At 38.5% G+C, this 16,929-nt stretch carries 13 protein-coding genes and 1 tRNA gene; all 14 read left to right on the plus strand.

Annotated features, from left to right (window positions below):
- The first annotated feature begins 175 nt into the window (after positions 1-175).
- The 14 genes from OUY18_RS09420 (at position 176) to OUY18_RS09485 (ending at position 16,827) form a co-directional block, all read left to right on the plus strand.
- On the plus strand, positions 176-436 hold the full coding sequence (locus OUY18_RS09420; protein ID WP_268058522.1) for an HPr family phosphocarrier protein: 261 nt from the start codon (positions 176-178) through the stop codon (positions 434-436).
- Positions 437-760: 324 nt separating this feature from the next.
- Positions 761-2,686 (plus strand): BglG family transcription antiterminator, encoded by a 1,926-nt coding sequence (locus tag OUY18_RS09425; RefSeq protein ID WP_268058523.1) that lies wholly within the window; start codon positions 761-763, stop codon positions 2,684-2,686.
- 80 nt (positions 2,687-2,766) lie between these two features.
- On the plus strand, positions 2,767-3,051 hold the full coding sequence (locus tag OUY18_RS09430) for a PTS sugar transporter subunit IIB (protein ID WP_268058524.1): 285 nt from the start codon (positions 2,767-2,769) through the stop codon (positions 3,049-3,051).
- Positions 3,052-3,057: 6 nt separating this feature from the next.
- Positions 3,058-4,311, plus strand: coding sequence for a PTS ascorbate transporter subunit IIC (locus tag OUY18_RS09435; protein WP_268058555.1), 1,254 nt, complete (start codon positions 3,058-3,060; stop codon positions 4,309-4,311).
- 2 nt (positions 4,312-4,313) lie between these two features.
- Positions 4,314-5,054, plus strand: a complete 741-nt coding sequence (locus OUY18_RS09440) for an SIS domain-containing protein (RefSeq protein WP_268058525.1) — start codon at positions 4,314-4,316, stop codon at positions 5,052-5,054.
- Positions 5,055-5,407: 353 nt separating this feature from the next.
- A tRNA-Met gene (locus OUY18_RS09445) sits at positions 5,408-5,484 on the plus strand.
- A 357-nt stretch (positions 5,485-5,841) separates the two neighbouring features.
- Positions 5,842-6,978, plus strand: a complete 1,137-nt coding sequence (locus OUY18_RS09450; RefSeq protein ID WP_268058526.1) for a hypothetical protein — start codon at positions 5,842-5,844, stop codon at positions 6,976-6,978.
- A gap of 64 nt (positions 6,979-7,042) precedes the next feature.
- Positions 7,043-7,243, plus strand: a complete 201-nt coding sequence (locus tag OUY18_RS09455; RefSeq protein WP_268058527.1) for a hypothetical protein — start codon at positions 7,043-7,045, stop codon at positions 7,241-7,243.
- Between the two features lie 192 nt (positions 7,244-7,435).
- Entirely contained in the window at positions 7,436-10,798 is a 3,363-nt protein-coding gene (locus tag OUY18_RS09460) for a helicase-related protein (RefSeq protein ID WP_268058528.1), read from the plus strand.
- 12 nt (positions 10,799-10,810) lie between these two features.
- Complete coding sequence (locus OUY18_RS09465) at positions 10,811-14,059, plus strand: Eco57I restriction-modification methylase domain-containing protein (protein WP_268058529.1); 3,249 nt, start codon at positions 10,811-10,813, stop codon at positions 14,057-14,059.
- Positions 14,049-14,525, plus strand: a complete 477-nt coding sequence (locus OUY18_RS09470) for a DNA-processing protein DprA (protein ID WP_268058530.1) — start codon at positions 14,049-14,051, stop codon at positions 14,523-14,525. Before OUY18_RS09465 ends, OUY18_RS09470 begins: the two co-directional genes overlap by 11 nt.
- An 18-nt stretch (positions 14,526-14,543) precedes the next feature.
- Positions 14,544-14,759: a YdbC family protein gene (locus tag OUY18_RS09475; RefSeq protein WP_268058531.1), complete on the plus strand. Its 216-nt coding sequence runs from the start codon at positions 14,544-14,546 to the stop codon at positions 14,757-14,759.
- Positions 14,760-14,792: 33 nt separating this feature from the next.
- Positions 14,793-15,581 carry a phospholipase D-like domain-containing protein gene (locus tag OUY18_RS09480; protein ID WP_268058532.1) on the plus strand — a complete coding sequence of 263 codons (789 nt, stop codon included), beginning with the start codon at positions 14,793-14,795 and terminating at the stop codon, positions 15,579-15,581.
- Between the two features lie 34 nt (positions 15,582-15,615).
- Positions 15,616-16,827 (plus strand): competence protein CoiA family protein, encoded by a 1,212-nt coding sequence (locus OUY18_RS09485; protein ID WP_268058533.1) that lies wholly within the window; start codon positions 15,616-15,618, stop codon positions 16,825-16,827.
- Positions 16,828-16,929: the final 102 nt, after the last annotated feature.

Consider the following 16,929-nt stretch of genomic DNA (forward strand, 5'->3'; position numbering starts at 1 on the left):
GTCCGTTTTCCGAATGGAAACGGACTTTTTCGTATGCTTTCTGAACTTCTATGGTAACTCTTCTTAATTGTGCAAAACATGTGCAGAGAAATGGCATTGCAAAGAATTTGGATTATGATATGATTGATATAAGGAGTGGTCACTCCGAAAAAACGGTGATTGGCAGGGAAATAAAATGAAGACATTTACTTACGAAATACGAGACCCGGATGGAATCCACGCCCGGCCAGCAGGATTGCTGGTTAAGCAGGCGGCGCAGTATGAATCAACGATAAAAATCAGCAAGGGTGAAAGCCGAACGGCGGACGCCAAAAAGATTTTTTCCGTGATGAGCCTTGCCGTCAAGCAGGGCGAGACGGCTGTCGTTACGGTAGAAGGCGCTGATGAAGAAAAAGCCGCGGAAGGAATGAAAAACTTTTTCGAACAAAATCTGTAAGAATACCTCTGCGGGATGATTGGGTTCCAAGCAATTGGATGATTTTAAAAAGTTCAAGCCGCCATTTTGGCGGCTTGAACTTTTTATGGAATATTTTATCCAATTAGGACAAAACTGAATTTTGTCTTTGTACAAGCATGAGCGCACGAGGTACCGTTCATAATTATTTCATGGGTTCTATGGAGAATGCCTAAATTGGTTTCTCCTGTTTCCATCGTTCTTGTGCAATACATGTGCAACAGATTGGTATTGAGCTTTACGACGGATAAATTATAATGAATGAAGAGGTTTAAAGTCACCATTTGTGCTGACGGAAAGAAAGTTATGAAAAACAGGGAAAGTAATATCTTAAATTATATTTTTAACAACAACGGCGCGTCCTTGCAGGAGCTTCTCGATGAGTTTAAAATCTCGAAAAGAACGCTGTACTATGATGTTGAAAATATTAACGATGAGATGAAAGGCCGCGGCCAAATCCGAAAAATCGGCCAGAAATTTACCTGCATCGGCAATTATAACGCACTGCGCAAATTTATCAGCGGGGCCGGCTGTGTGGACCCGTATGCGGTTTACAACAGGCAGAATTATATTCTGGGCAAAATTTTGGAAGGCGAATCGTTTACACTTGAAAAACTCGCCAACGAAATGGGAATGAGTAAAAACACCTGTATCAGCGACATGGAGGATATCAAACGCCTGCTGAAGGGCAAAGGGCTCGCGCTCCGGACAAAACCACAGTATTCCATGATTGGCAGCGAAATAAAAATCCGGGAGCTTTATCTGTCGCTTATGCAGGAAAACGTAGACCTCATCAGTCAAATTAGCCCGCAGGTTGTTTTGTTTAACAAAAACCGGAACTTGCAATTAACGGACTACGCCCTTGGCAATCTTTCTGTGTTTCTTGATTTTACGCGCCGCAGAATTGCGCAGGGGTGTTTCGTGAAAGCGGGAGACGATTTTGCCGAGGCGGAGCAATTTTCTTATTTCAAGGCTCTTTTCGATCTGATTGATACCGAAAACCGGAATGAACGGCAGTATCTTGCCGCTTATATTGCGTCCCTTCCCAGTTGGAACCATCAGGTGGATGACAGCCGGATTGACCGTTACGTAGACCGTCTGATTGAAAAATTCGAGTCCAAAACGGCGATTACGCTGGAGTCGAAAGAAGAGTTCAAAAAGAATATCAAGAGGCATCTGCTTTCGTCTTACTACCGAATCAAGTTTCATTTTCCGGTAAACAATCCATGCCTTTCCGAAATCAATGTGCAGCATGGGGCGCTTTATAAAATTGTTCGCTCGGTTGTTCTGGAAAACGGGAAAGAGTTTCGCGAACTGAGCAATATGAGCGATGAAGAAATCGGATACATTACTGCTTATTTCGGGGGATATCTTTCCGGCAGCCGGAGCAACGGGCTGCGCAGGAACCGGGTGCTTCTCGTTTGCCCGAATGGACTGATGGTTTCGAAAACGCTTAAAATTCAGCTCTATAAATATATTCCCACGGTGGAAGTCGTCGATACCATTGCCATGAGCAGTCTTCCCGGTTATACCGGCAGTTACGACTATATTATTTCCACGATTGAACTGCCGGGGTACGAAAATGTAATGGTTGTAAATCCGATTCTTACAAAAATGGATATACAGCACATTATGAATAATTTGCTTGATTTTTCCGGATCTACCTATACGTACGACCTGGAACTTCTGATCAATGTAATTCGCAAGAGTGCGGATATCTTCGATGAAAATCAGCTCCGCAAGAATTTAAGCGCGCTGATTTACCCGAAGATAGCAGAAAACAAGGAGGAAAAAAACCCTGTGCTCAAAGACCTTATTTATGGAAACAGAATTCAAATTACCCAGCATGCAGAAAACTGGCAGGAGGCAATCCGGCTTGCCGCCCAGCCCCTTTTGGATGATCATTCCATCGAGGCATCTTATGTGGATGCCATGATTGAAAGTGTTAACCGTTTCGGGCCGTATATCGTACTCGATGATTATTTTGCGCTTCCGCATGCAAAGCCGGAAGGGAAGGTAAACCGGCTTGCCATGTCCCTGTTAGTGGTAAAAGAGGAAGTGGATTTGGTTGGACATCCGGTGAATGTATTTTTAGTGCTTGCAACCGTTGATTCTTCCTCTCACCTGGATGCACTTGCAAATCTTTCCGATATTCTCAGCGAGCGGGAAAATCTTCAGTTATTCCGCGAAGGGGATAAGGAAGAAATCTTAGCTTTGCTGAACCGATACTAAGATCATCCCGCGGCTGCCGCGGCTCGGCTCTTAGAGGAATATAGTTTACAGAAAATAATCACAGTAAGGGGGTGTATAAAATGAAAATTTTCGCAGTTTGCGGTTTTGGCTGCGGGTCATCCATGATTTTAAAGATGAGCCTGGACAGAGTTTGTAAACAAATGGGGATTGCCTGCGACGTGGAAACAACCGATATCAATTCAGCCCGCGGAGCGCAGTGTGACGCCATTTTTACAAGCGCAGAGTTAGCCCGGGAGCTAAAAGATTCCTGTACCGTACCCATTTACAGCGTGAAGAAATATATGGATTTAGCGGAAGTCAAGGAAGTTTTTGAGAAGTTTTTGAGTGATACGAAGGGGGTATAAATTGTGATGGAATTCATTACAACGAACATTTTGCGCAATCCTCCGGTTCTGCTTGGGTTGATTGCGATGCTGGGTCTCATTTTACAGAAAAAGGGATTAGCGGAAATTATAAAGGGGACTCTTCTTGCGGCATTCGGCATGCTGATTTTAAATGCGGGCGTAGGCATGCTGGTTAATTCCATATTGCCGATTAATTCCGCGTTTCAGACCCTTTCCGGTTCCGCCGGCGCCGCGAAAGGACTCAACGATGTTACGTTTACCGGTACTTATGGCGGCGATGTCGGACTTGCTATGTTTATCGGTCTTATCCTGCATCTGATGATTGCAAAGTTTACGCCGATCAAAACAATCTTCCTTACCGGCCATATGCTTTGGTGGTTCCCGTTCATCTTTGTGGCGGCCGGTGTGGAAGCGGGACTCCGGGGACCGATGCTGATTGGTATCAGCGCCGTTTTTTCGGCTCTTTACTGGTCCATTATGCCGTGGCTGCTCCGCAAATATGTTTTTGCGGTTACCGGCGACGAATCCTTTACCTTGGGTCACCCGACAGGAGTTTTAAGCCTGATTTCAGGCTTTGTAGCGGGCAAGGTAGGAAATAAGAAGAAATCGACGGAGAGCATCTCTTTACCAAAGGGTCTGTCCTTTTTCCGCGAAATTTCCATTACCGGCGCGGTTGTCATATTCATTATGTTTATTGTCGTGGGCATTGCCATTCCTTCTTCCGTTGCGAAGGACCAAAACCTGTTCATGACTGCTGTGAATCAGGGACTGAACTTTGGCGCCGGACTTATCGTAATGCTCCAGGGTGTGCGTATGCTCATCAACCAGATTGTTCCGGCCTTTAAAGGCATTTCCGACAAACTGGTTCCCAACGCGCTTCCGGCGTTTGACTGCCCGGTTATCTTCAACTACAAGCCGAATGCGGTTCTCATCGGATTTGTTACCGCTATGATTACCTCTACCATTCTTATTTTAATATGCAACGCAGCGAATGTATTTCACCTTATGCTGATTCCGCTGGTAATCACTTCTTTCTTTGAATGCGGTGCGGCGGCCGTTATCGGCGAAGGCCAGGGCGGTTTGCGCGGCTGTATTATCGGTACCGCCGTTGCGTCGGTCGTTATGGTAGGCTTGGTAGGCGTTTCCGCGGTGATGTATTCCGGAACCATTCAGAATTGGATGCTGATTTTCGGAGGAAACGATCTCTCCCTCTTTGGTATAATTGCAAATCTGATCGATAAACTTTTGGCGGTGTTTTAATCATGCAGTTTCAGTATTTCAGTGAGATTCGACGGCTCCTTGACGAAGTAGAAACGAAGGAGTCGGAATCAATGGAAAAGGCAGTGGCGGCGCTCACAAAAGCCGTGCTGGGAAAGCGTGCGATCTATGTTTTCGGTGCAAGTCATGCGGGCATCCTAACGCAGGAAATGTTTTACCGCGCCGGCGGGTTGGTGGTCATCAACCCGATTTTCGGCAGCGAAGTGATGCTGGATACTTCTCCTATCACGCACACCAGCAAAATGGAAAGGCTGGTAGGGTACGGTACGCTCCTTGCACAGAAGACACCGATGCAGGAGGGCGATGTGCTGATCGTACATTCCGTTTCCGGCAGGAACCCAGTAACCATTGAAGTAGCAATGGAAGCAAAAAAACGAAATGCCATTGTTATTTGTATTACGAATCTTACCTATTCGAAGTCGGTTACATCCAGACATCCATCGGGGAAAAATCTCTATGAAGTAAGCGATATCGTCATCGATAACCATGGAGAAAAAGGAGACGCATGTGTTGCTGTTAAGGGGATCGAGCAGAAAGTAAGCCCAACATCAACCGTGATCGGTGCGTCTATTCTGAATTCCATTGTTGCGGCGACTGCGCAGGCGTTAGTGGATGCAGGACTAAAAACCCCACCGATTTTTTACAGCGCAAATGTAGACGGCGGAGATGAGCTTAACCGCAAAATCTACGAAGAATACAAAGAAAACATCCATTACAGTTATTAACTTTTATCCAGAACTGAGGGGCTGTCTCAAAATGAGGCAACCCCTCGGCTTGTTAAAATGGGTTTGACTATGAGGAACCGTGGAAGTATAATGGAAGACCGGATACCGTAGGGAAGGGCACAAAAAGGCTTTGCCTGTGTACGGCGGCCCCTTCGAGTTAAGGAACTTACGTAACTAGGGCCGGTCGTGTGACACTTTTTAGCAGCAGAAACCAGCGGTTCTCATTCGTTATCATAATGGATAGCAATCTTTTATAAAAAAGGCTTGACATTCCATACTTAGAATGGTATTATAGTTAAGCACTCTAAACGAGGCCATACAGATTGGCTTAGCGAGGATGCACAAGTAAATATCGCGGAGTGGAGCAGTCCGGTAGCTCGTCGGGCTCATAACCCGAAGGTCGTAGGTTCAAATCCTGCCTCCGCAACCACAACATAGTCCCACAAATGGTTTTAAACCGCCGTTTGTGGGACTTTTCTTTATGCCCAGAAATTGCTTGCAAGGTAGAAAATCTACAAGTTGATGTTTATTTGATGTTTAGCTGGACGTTAAATTGCCGCAAATAGTGCGAAGTAAAGCCGCGTTTTCGGATGTTTGCTTGATGTTTATTTGATGTTTACGGAATAGAGCGGATGTTATTATTGTTGCACTATGGAATATATTGCAGTAAAATAAAGGCAGTTATATTTCTGAGAGCATCACACCTTGAGTGATACATACTACTGAAACAGGTGTGAAGTGCGATTTTTGATGAGCATAATTTGTTGACATGTTGGGATGATGAAAAATGGAAGAGGCACAAAATGACTCAGATAATTTAGTAGAAGATGGCTTTGCATTCCTAAAGCTAAATAATGAATGTAATATTGAGAATGCAGAGAATAAATTGATATTTGATAGATTGACATACATTATTTTTTGTACGGCTATTTTGCCAAGTGATAAATTTGGGAAAATGGCATTAAATCAGCTATCAAAACTATATATGTCGGTAAAGGATTTGGATGGCAACTGGTTCTTTGAGCCTAGCTACGAAAACGATTTAAACTTATTATATGATAAAATGAAAAGTTTTTTTCCATTAAAAAAAGGAATTATAAGCGTAGCTAACGTCTTACGTGAACAGTTGGTAAATGACCCGTTTAGAAATGGAATAGAATTAGGTGTCTTGAATCGTATAATTGATTTATCAAAAACTCCATATCTTAAGGAAGATCTGCCATACCACTCGAGAATCGGAATAGGGTATCATGCAGGCACGGTTGCAAATGAAGAGCAACAGTTATTAGAGGATTCATTTTTTATGTTTATTTCTGCAAAGATAGCTTATAAAAATTTTTATAAAACTGGGTTGACTTTCAAAAGAGAAGACAAAGACATTAAACCAGAATTAACAGATAAATTGAGCAGGTTAAATAAAAATGTAGCTACATTCTGTAGAAATGGAATTATTAATTATTATTCGTTTTTTGAGTCTTTTGTTAATTGCTTAGGTATTGACTACCTGTATGATAATGAGTTAAAACTATCAGAGGAAGAAAAGAATGCACTCCGGGGAAAAAATAAATCCGGAGATCACTACTTAACCATGGAAATGAAAATTGAATGCCTTCAGAAGATTGTTGGAGGAAAAGTTATTTTCAAAACAAATAATCCAAAGCAGTTAAAAGACTTATCATTTCAGCAATTATTAAACAGATTTAAAAGTGAAAGAGACACTTCAGTTCATTTCGCAAAAGGAAAAGGAGAAATATTACTAGCTCCACAAAAATGGCTTAAAGAAATTCAAGACATTTCAGTATGTACACTTGATGCTTCAAAAAAGCTATGGAAAGCCTGTTATTCTGATAGAGATTATCCAAATTATTTAAGGAAGTTGAACTATGATGTATTGTACAAAGAAGCAGAATTGAGACTTTTGTAACTATTTTAATGAATGTGCCACAATGAACATATTATTTTAGTTACATAGGAAAGAAGGCTTTAACATGAAATTCGGTATGCGGAAACCAAGTCTTAAAAAGAGTATCGCAGCAAGGACAAGCGTGAAACGTTATGTCCGGCATAGTCTTGGTTTAAAAGCACCTCGTGGTTATGGCTGGATTACTAACTCGAAAAAGGCTGCCTATAACAGAGTTTATCATCGCACGACATTCGGCTTATCAGATATTTTCAAACTGTTTAAATGAATCAGTGCCTGCCTTAACCGGTAGGCATTTTTTGACTGTGTACCAATAATGGGACTCATAGAAGTAATACGGTATAAATTGGAATAAAAGCACTGGATACAACTTGCTATCTTTTGACAAGAAGATTATAATTTAAATGTATTTTTATATATAAATTAGGATACTAAAATGATGAAAAGTTGATGTGATATTATGCCAACAATATATGATAATATTGAGAAAAAACTAAGTGATGGGTTGCATGATCATATAGAAAAAGCCAGCCGTGTAGATTATTGTGTGGGTTATTTTAATCTTAGAGGTTGGAAGATTATTGCCGATAAAATTGATAACCTTAAAGGCATGAATATTGTGGAAGACGGTAAAGAGAATTTACGTTATTGCCGGTTGCTTGTAGGTATGATTAAGACGCCACAGGAAACTCTTAAAGAATCCTTTTTGGATCAGAATAAATTATTGCCGGATAATTCAAGAGCAATTAGAATAAAAAGTAAATTAGCGCAAGAATTTAAAGAGCAGCTGACTATTGGTATACCAACAGAACAGGATGAAGTAACACTCAAAAAACTGCTAGAACAACTAAAAAACGGGAAAGTAGCAGTGAAACTTTTTTTACGTTATCAGCTTCATGCCAAACTTTACTTGTCATATGGAGACGATAAGGTATGCCCAATTTTAGGCTTGCTAGGAAGTAGCAACCTCACATTCCCAGGTATATCCTCACAGGGTGAACTTAATATTGATGTTTTAGATCAGGATGCGTCCAACAAACTCTCACAATGGTTTGATGATAGATGGAATGATAGATGGTGTATTGATATTACAAAGGAACTTATTCAAGCCCTTGAGAATAGTTGGGCTTGTGATAATACAATTACGCCTTACCATATCTATTTAAAGATGGTCTATCATCTTTCTCACGAAGCAAGAAGTGGCATTAATGAATTTAAGTTGCCGAAAGTATTTCAAAAAGACTTACTCGATTTTCAGCAAAAAGCAGTTCAAATTGCGGCACAACATTTAAATAAACGCGGTGGGGTAATGGTTGGTGATGTCGTTGGTTTAGGAAAAACCATTACGGCTACGGCAATAGCAAAAATGCTTGAAGAAGATCTTTCTTACGAAACGCTTATTGTTTGTCCTAAAAATCTTATTTCTATGTGGGACAACTATGTTTATAAATATCAGCTTCATGCAAAGATAATTTCTCAAAGCATGGTAACGCATGATCTCCCCAATCTGCGTAGGTATAGGTTAGTAGTTATTGATGAGAGTCAGAACTTTAGGAACAGTGATGGAAGTCGTTATAGGGCTTTGAAATCATATATTGCTGAAAATGAAAGTAAAGTCATCTTGCTCTCTGCAACGCCATACAACAAGTCATATATTGATTTATCTAATCAATTAAGGCTATTTATTGATGACGATGAAGATCTTGGAATAAGTCCTGAAACCTATATACGGAATTTAGGGGGCTCCGTTGAATTTGATCAAAAGCATAGCGACACATTTAGGCGTAGCATTAAGGCTTTTGAGAAAAGTGATTACCCAGACGACTGGCGTGAACTTATGCGCCTTTATTTGGTGAGAAGGACAAGAAGTTTTGTTAAGAATAATTATGCGCTGCTAGATGAAACAAATAATAGAAAATATCTGTTGTTTTCTGATGGTAGAAAATCATATTTTCCAGATAGAATCCCCAAAAAAGTTGAATTTAAATTGGATGTACAAGATGATAAAGACCAGTATGCATTTTTATACTCAGAAAATGTAGTAAATATAATAGATACTTTAATGCTTCCACGTTATGGATTAGGAAATTATATTGATGGAAATTCAAAAACTACGCCCAGTAAAAATGAAACTGAAATAATTCAAAATCTTTCAAGAGCAGGGCAAAGATTGAAAGGCTTTTGCCGTACCAATCTTTATAAGCGACTGGAAAGTTCCGGATATGCGTTTTTGTTATCAATAAGCCGTCATGTGCTTAGAAATTTTATATTTATTTATGCGCTTGAAAGGAAACTGCCAATCCCAATCGGAAAGCAATATATGGACTTTTTTGATGACTTCCTTGAAGACAGAACGGAAGATGATGATGAAAAAAAGCTGACGCCTAAAGAGTACTTTTCCGATGAAGGCAAATATGTAGAATACGCAAAAAAATATTATGAAATTTATTATAACGATATGCACAGCCGGTTTAAGTGGATTAGCTCGACCCTTTTTAAAGATAGTCTTAGAAAGGCATTGGTGAGTGACTGTAAAAGCTTACTATCAATATTTGAAAAAATTGATTGCTGGGATAGTAATGAGGACAGAAAACTTAACGCTCTTTATGATCTTTTGAACAATAAGCACTCTAAAGAGAAGGTACTCATTTTTACTCAATTTGCCAATACAGCGGAGTATTTAAATGAACAGCTTAAAAAAAGAGGAATAAGCAACCTTTCAATAGTTACTGGAGACACAGATAATGTCACGGAAATTGTTCAGCGTTTTAGTCCGGAAAGCAATGAAAAACCTGAATTGGAAGGTGACACGCAACTTCGCGTTCTCATAACCACAGATGTATTGAGCGAAGGACAAAATCTGCAGGACTCCCATATTGTTGTTAATTATGATCTACCATGGGCAATTATTAGATTAATCCAAAGGGCTGGACGTGTTGACAGGCTAGGGCAAAAATCGCAGCAAATTCTTTGCTATTCTTTTTTGCCGGAAGACGGAATTGAAAAAATTATTAAGCTTAGGGGACGTCTGAAAACACGAATTCAACAGAATTCAGAAGTTATAGGTTCAGATGAAGTTTTCTTTGATGGTGATCCCGTTAATTTGGCTGATATCTATAATGAAAAATCAGGAATTTTTGACGACAATGATGACGAAAGCGATGTAGATTTGGCATCATATGCCTATCAAATATGGAAAAATGCTACCGACCGGGATAGCCGACTTAAAAAAGTCATACCGGATATGCCAAATGTTGTATATTCCTCAAAACGCAATGATATGAATCCAATGACAGAAGGAGTTATTGTGTATGCCAAAACTCATGAAAATAATGATGTTTTGACATGGCTTGATAAAAGCGGAAACATTATTACGCAGTCACAATACTCAATATTAAAAGCTGCTGAATGTGAGCCCAATACCCCGGCTGTGGATAAATTTCCTAACCACCATGAACTGGTTAAAGCAGGAATTAACATTCTTGTAAAGGATGACAGCAGAACAGGTGGAACGCTCGGCAGAAAAAATGGAGCCAAATATAGAGTCTATACAAGACTTAGTCATTACTACGAAGAAAATAAAAATACACTTTTTGCGAATGAGCAGCTTAAAAAAGCCATTGATCAGTTATATCGGTTCCCGCTAAAAGAAAGTGCGATTGATGTATTATCAAGGCAGATGAAATCTGGAATTTCAGATGATATGCTGTCTGAGCTTGTTATATCACTTTATGAAGAGGATAAGCTTTGCATTGTAAGTGAAGATGAACAGCAAAATAAGTTGCCACAGATAATATGTTCCATGGGAATAGTAAATAAGTAAGGATGTGCGGATATGGCGATTTCAAAGAGAGAGTTTACAGAATACATTAAATCATTCAAATTTAAAGAGCTTTTTAATTATCTCGGCTGGGATAATGACATGACCGTGACGCCAGTAAAATTGGATGAATATACCTATATCCTCACATGTGTGGCACAGAAACGTGGCTTTCGGGTTATGACTTGTACTCCCGATGCGAATGGGAAAATTCCGACATACCCCGAACGACTTAAAATTAATAATAAAGTTAAGAAATTATTTCATGACCATTTGATTATTTTCCTTGATTCTGCAAAAAAAGAGCAGCTTTGGCAACTGATATACAATCAAAAAGGTCAAACAAAAAAGTCGGAAATTCGCTACAATACTGCCCAAAACCCCGAAAAGCTTTACCAAAGAACTTCTGGTTTACTCTTTGACCTTGATGACGAAGATAAGATTACAATTATAGATGTAGAAGAACTTGTAAAATCCAATTTTGGATCAAATTCCGAAAAAGTAACAAAAAAGTTTTATGATAATTTTAAGAAGCAGCACAAAGCATTAATAGAATTTATTAAGGGAATTGATGAGACGCTTGATAAAGAATGGTATGCCTCTTTGATGCTGAACCGCCTAATGTTTTGTTATTTTATTCAAAAGCAGGGATTCCTTGACGGAAATAAGAATTATCTGAGAGAAAAACTGACTCAATGCAAAGAAAAACATGGGGATGATAAATTCTATTCATTTTATCGACAGTTTCTCCTCGTTCTGTTTCACAAAGGGCTTGGAGGTCATGACAGAAACAAGATTCTAATTGATGAAATCGGAAACGTACCGTATTTAAATGGCGGACTTTTTGATGAACATGAAATAGAAAAAAAGTATCCTGAAATTACAATTAATGACGATGCTTTTGAATCGATTTTTGATTTTTTTGATGAGTATGACTGGCATTTGGACAACAGGATAGCCGCATCGGGCAAAGATATCAATCCAGATGTATTGGGTTACATATTTGAAAAATATATTAATGACAGAGCACAAATGGGTGCATATTACACCCAAGAAGATATTACTGAATATATATCCAAGAACTGCATTATTCCGTATCTGTTTGAAGAAACGAAAAGACATTACGAAGTACCGTTCAAACCGGACGGCTTTATTTGGCAGATGCTCAAAGAAAGCGGAGATCAATATATTTATGATGCCGTCAAAAAGGGTGTGGACTTACCCTTGCCCCCCAATATTGAGATTGGTGTTGACACATCTAAAGCGGATTTGTTGCAGCGCAGAAAGGACTGGAACCATCCTGCTGATGAAGCATATGCTTTGCCAACTGAAATTTGGCGTGAAACGGTGGAGCGCCGCCAAAGATATGCTAAAGTACACGGTAAGATACAAAATGGTGAAATTAAGGACATCAATGACTTAATAACTTTTAATTTGAATATTTGCCAGTTTGCACAAGATGTGATTGATAACATAGACGACCCGGATTTTATTCGGCATTTTTATAAAGTCCTTACGTCTATGACGATATTAGACCCAACTTGCGGTTCCGGCGCTTTTCTGTTTGCGGCGATGAACATATTGGAACCCTTATATGAAAAGTGCATTATTCGCATGGATAATTATTGTCGGGACAGCCATGGCAAACGATATAAATATTTTGAAGATGAACTTTATAAAGTTGAATCCGAGCGTCATCCGAATCGGCAGTATTTTATTTTTAAATCAATTATTCTTAACAACCTTTATGGCGTGGATATTATGAATGAAGCCGTAGAAACGGCAAAGCTGCGTCTCTTTTTAAAACTGGTTGCGACCGTTGATCCCAATCCGGCAAAAGATAATATGGGTTTGGAGCCATTGCCGGATATTGATTTCAATATTAAAGCCGGGAATACACTTGTAGGATATGCAAACGAAACAGAAATGAAAGATGCGCTTGAAGAAACCTTTGAAGGCCGAGCGATGAAGGGAGACGTCCTTGAAAAATGCCTTTATGTAGCAAAGGCAACACAAAGATATAAAGAGATTCAGTTGTGCTTTGATGAAGATTTCAAGGCTTTTAAAGATGCAAAAAAGGAACTCTTAGTTCGCCAAAAACAGCTTAACGAAATTCTAAATAAACGACTGTTTGAGCAATATAGCTCAACAGATTATAAAAAGTGGCTGGAAACACATCAACCGCTTCATTGGATTGCGGAGTATTATGATATTATTGCAAACCATGGTGGGTTTAATGTAATCATTGGGAATCCGCCTTATGTAGAATATAATAAGGCGAAAAGTATATACCATGTAAATAATTATCTTACAGAGAATTGCGGGAATTTGTATGCATTTGTTATTGAACGAAGTAAGCATCTACTAAGTGAAAATAACTATAGTGGGATGATTATTCCTCACTCTGCATTTTGCACAGATCGTATGCAAACAATAATGGACTTATTAGAGCAGAATGGATTGTGGATATCAACTTATGATATTCGACCCGCTAAATTATTTAATGGTGTTGACCAAAGATTAGCAATATACTTATCATCATCTATAATTAAAAAAGACATGTTTACAACACAATATATCCGTTGGAGTGAGCAACTAAGGCCATTTTTGTTCATGTCTTTTTATTATACAAGAAAACCTAATATTGAGTATAAAAATTCAATAATGAAAGTTGGCAACCCAATAGTTGACTCAATACTCCAAAAGCTAGATAAAGATCCTACTATTGCTGTTCAAAAATCTTCGTATAAAACTATTTACTATCATAATGCTCCAAGATATTGGATTAGAGCTACTAATTTCAAACCTTATTTTTGGAATGAGAAAGATGGAGAAAAACTGTCTGTTCAAGTAAAATCATTATCCTTTTCATCTACTAAGGAAACTATCGTTGCAGGATGTATTCTAAATAGTTCTTTGTTTTACTTATGGTTTGTCTTGTTCTCAGATTGTAGACATCTTAATAATAGAGAAATTGATCTTTTTAGATGTGATTTGAAAAACATTAACAGTAAACGTTTTTTAGACTTGTTTGAACAATTAATGGACGATATTCAAAATAATAAAAAAAGGAAAACAACGTTTTATAAAGCAACTGGTAAAGTAATATATGATGAGTACTATCCACGGTATTCTAAATCAATAATTGATGAAATTGATAAATTACTTGCACAATATTATGGCTTTACAGAGCAAGAACTGGACTACATCATTAATTATGACATCAAATATCGTATGGGAAGCGATACCGGTGATGAAGAATAGCAGTATAGTAGAAACGCTGGGTAATACGGAATTACTGGAATTAGAGAAAGCTGCTTTTTTGTGTTCCAGCAAATATAGCTCTGCGTCCGTACTTAAATCATATGACTGGGCAACGGAGCAACAAAAATCAGGAAATTGCGTTATTTCCGGTTTTCACAGTCCATTAGAAAAAGATGTTCTGGATATCCTTTTACGAGGGGAACAACCGGTTATAATGGTGCTTGCGCGTGGCCTATATCAAAGGCCAAGTAAAAAACTGTTGCAGCATTTAAAATCAGGCAGGCTACTGATTGTCACTCCTTTTGACTGCAGCGTGACTTACATAACAAAAGAAACAGCTGAAGTCAGAAACCGTCTTGTGATTACCCTTGCCGATGAAATTGTGGTGGCACATATGACAAAGGGCGGGCAATTGGAGAAAATTTTAAATACAGCAAATAAAAAAACAACCATTTTGGACAAATAACTTCAAGGAGGATTAACCATGTCAGATATAAAATATGAAATCACAGAATCTCTTGGCGTTTTATCGGAAAATGCGAAGGGGTGGAAAAAAGAACTAAACCTTATTAGTTGGAATGAACGTGAGCCAAAATATGATATTCGCGACTGGTCGGAAGATCATTCAAAAATGGGTAAAGGGGTTACTCTGACTGATGATGAAATCAAAAAGCTGCGGGATATTTTGAATAAGATTTAGATCAGTTAAGAAATTGTAAAGTTGGGTGATTGCATGGTTCAAGTATTGAATAGTCCTATAAAGGATTTGTTTATGCAGTTGGTTTGTGAAAGCAATACCTCAATTGAATTGTGCGCACCTTATGTGAAAACTTCAATTGTATCCTCTTTGCTGCAGCAGAAACAGAATTCAAGCTCACTAAAATTATTGACGACTTTCAATCTGAATAATTTTTATAAAGGATCGTCAGACATTGACGCTGTCAAACTAGTCAACGAACATAATGGAAGTGTATTTAATAGTCAGCGGTTGCATGCAAAAGTCTATTTGTTTGATAAGAAGTATGCTATTATAACATCAGCGAATCTTACATATTCCGGTTTTGAAAAAAATATTGAATATGGCGTATTATTTGATGAACCCCCTCTCGTAAAACAGGTAAGTAGTGATTTCGAGAGTATTTGCAGTGATGAAGCCACCGGAAAGATTGATGTTGAGAAAATTCAACATATTACCCGTATTCTTAATAATTTGCCAGAATATAAAGAACCGTGTGCCTTTATGCCACCAGAAGTATCAGAGGACAAGGTATTAGACGTTGATAAGGATAGGATCATATCTCAGTTATCCGGTTGGCAGAGCATCACTTTTCGTGTCATAGATGCATTTGGAGATATGAACTTTTCTCTTGCCGATGTTTATGAATATGAGAATACATTTCAAAAAGCATATCCAAATAACAACACAATACCTTTTAGCATTAGAAGAAATCTTCAGGAACTGCGTGACCTTGGATTAATCAAATTCAATGGAAATGGGAAGTATACAAGACTTTGGAAATAAGCGATTAACGGATGCTTTTTGGTGGTGACGTGTAATGGAAAAATGTTTGTTGGATGGTCGGATTATCTATGCCATGGATGTTTCAAGGGGATATATAGATGAAACTGAAATCAGGGAAAAAAGCAGAGAAAGACAGTTGCTGTGTTTTGACCCTGAATGTGGTCAAACGGTTGTATTTAAAAGAGGCGAAAAACGAAGCGCACATTTTGCCCACTTACCTGATCATCGGCAATGTGATTATGATGATTATGATCGGGATACTCCTGATACGTGGAAAGAAGTTAAAAGAAATATTTATAACCATTTCAAAGGAAATTGCAATGCGGGATTATCTGTGGACATGGACGTTAAAATCTTTCCTAAGTATTTTACGCCTATTTTGCTTAAGCAATCAAATAACCAGCAAATTGCAATAGAATTTGGAGATAAAAAAACAACATCTAAAACTCTTACGACTCTAACAAATGCATATCGGAAACGTAATATTGAGGTTGAGTGGATTACAGTTGATGATGTTGGGGAATACCGCAATGAAAAGGATTTTTACTATATTAAACGGTTTCAATTGAATGAATCAAAAACTCATTCAGCTATTGTAGTAGATAAAGGTACACAGCAATTTGTTATTTATGCCTTGGATCAGGATACATATAAGTATAAAGGAGCTGATGTAATCGGCATCAGCGATCAAAATATATTTTCTTTTCAATTCCCATTAAATAATCTTATATTTGAAAATAAGAATTTGTCGGCGATAGGTTTTGGGCAGAGCTTTAAGGATTGGAAGACGCAGAAAACTGTCGCGCTTGAAGGTTTCATCAAACAGGACGAATTAAGAAGGCAAGCACGGAAGCAAAGAGAAGAAGAAATAAAACGTTTAAAGCAAGAACGGCAACAAGAGGGTAATATCCAAAGGCCAAAAAGAAAATTGGTACATATAGAGCAGGAGGAGCCTTTTTGTTTACAAAAAATTTTTATCCCAAGAACGTACTATCCGGTAACGGTAAAACTGCATCCTGCGTGGACGGAAAAAGACTTTGCAGATAAATTAAAATCTGCTGCCCATGAGAATGTATCTGCTGTAAAGATGCTGATTAGTAAGGTGTATGAATGTGATGATAATGAACTTGCTATATTTTTTCAGCTCTATGAGCGTGCCAAGACAAAGGAAAGAACACCAGAGATACGAAAATATCTAGCAGTGTTTGAGCATGTGTTAGAACAAGCCAAGAAAATAGAGTCATAAGTTCGCCCCGGTTACTAATAGAGTAGCCGGGGTTTCTTTTTGCTCTGATATAATTTTAAAAATCCTATTGACAACTGGTAAATGTTGGACTTATAATAAAAA

Source organism: Caproiciproducens galactitolivorans (genome assembly GCF_026672255.1).
Classification (GTDB): domain Bacteria; phylum Bacillota; class Clostridia; order Oscillospirales; family Acutalibacteraceae; genus Caproiciproducens; species Caproiciproducens galactitolivorans_A.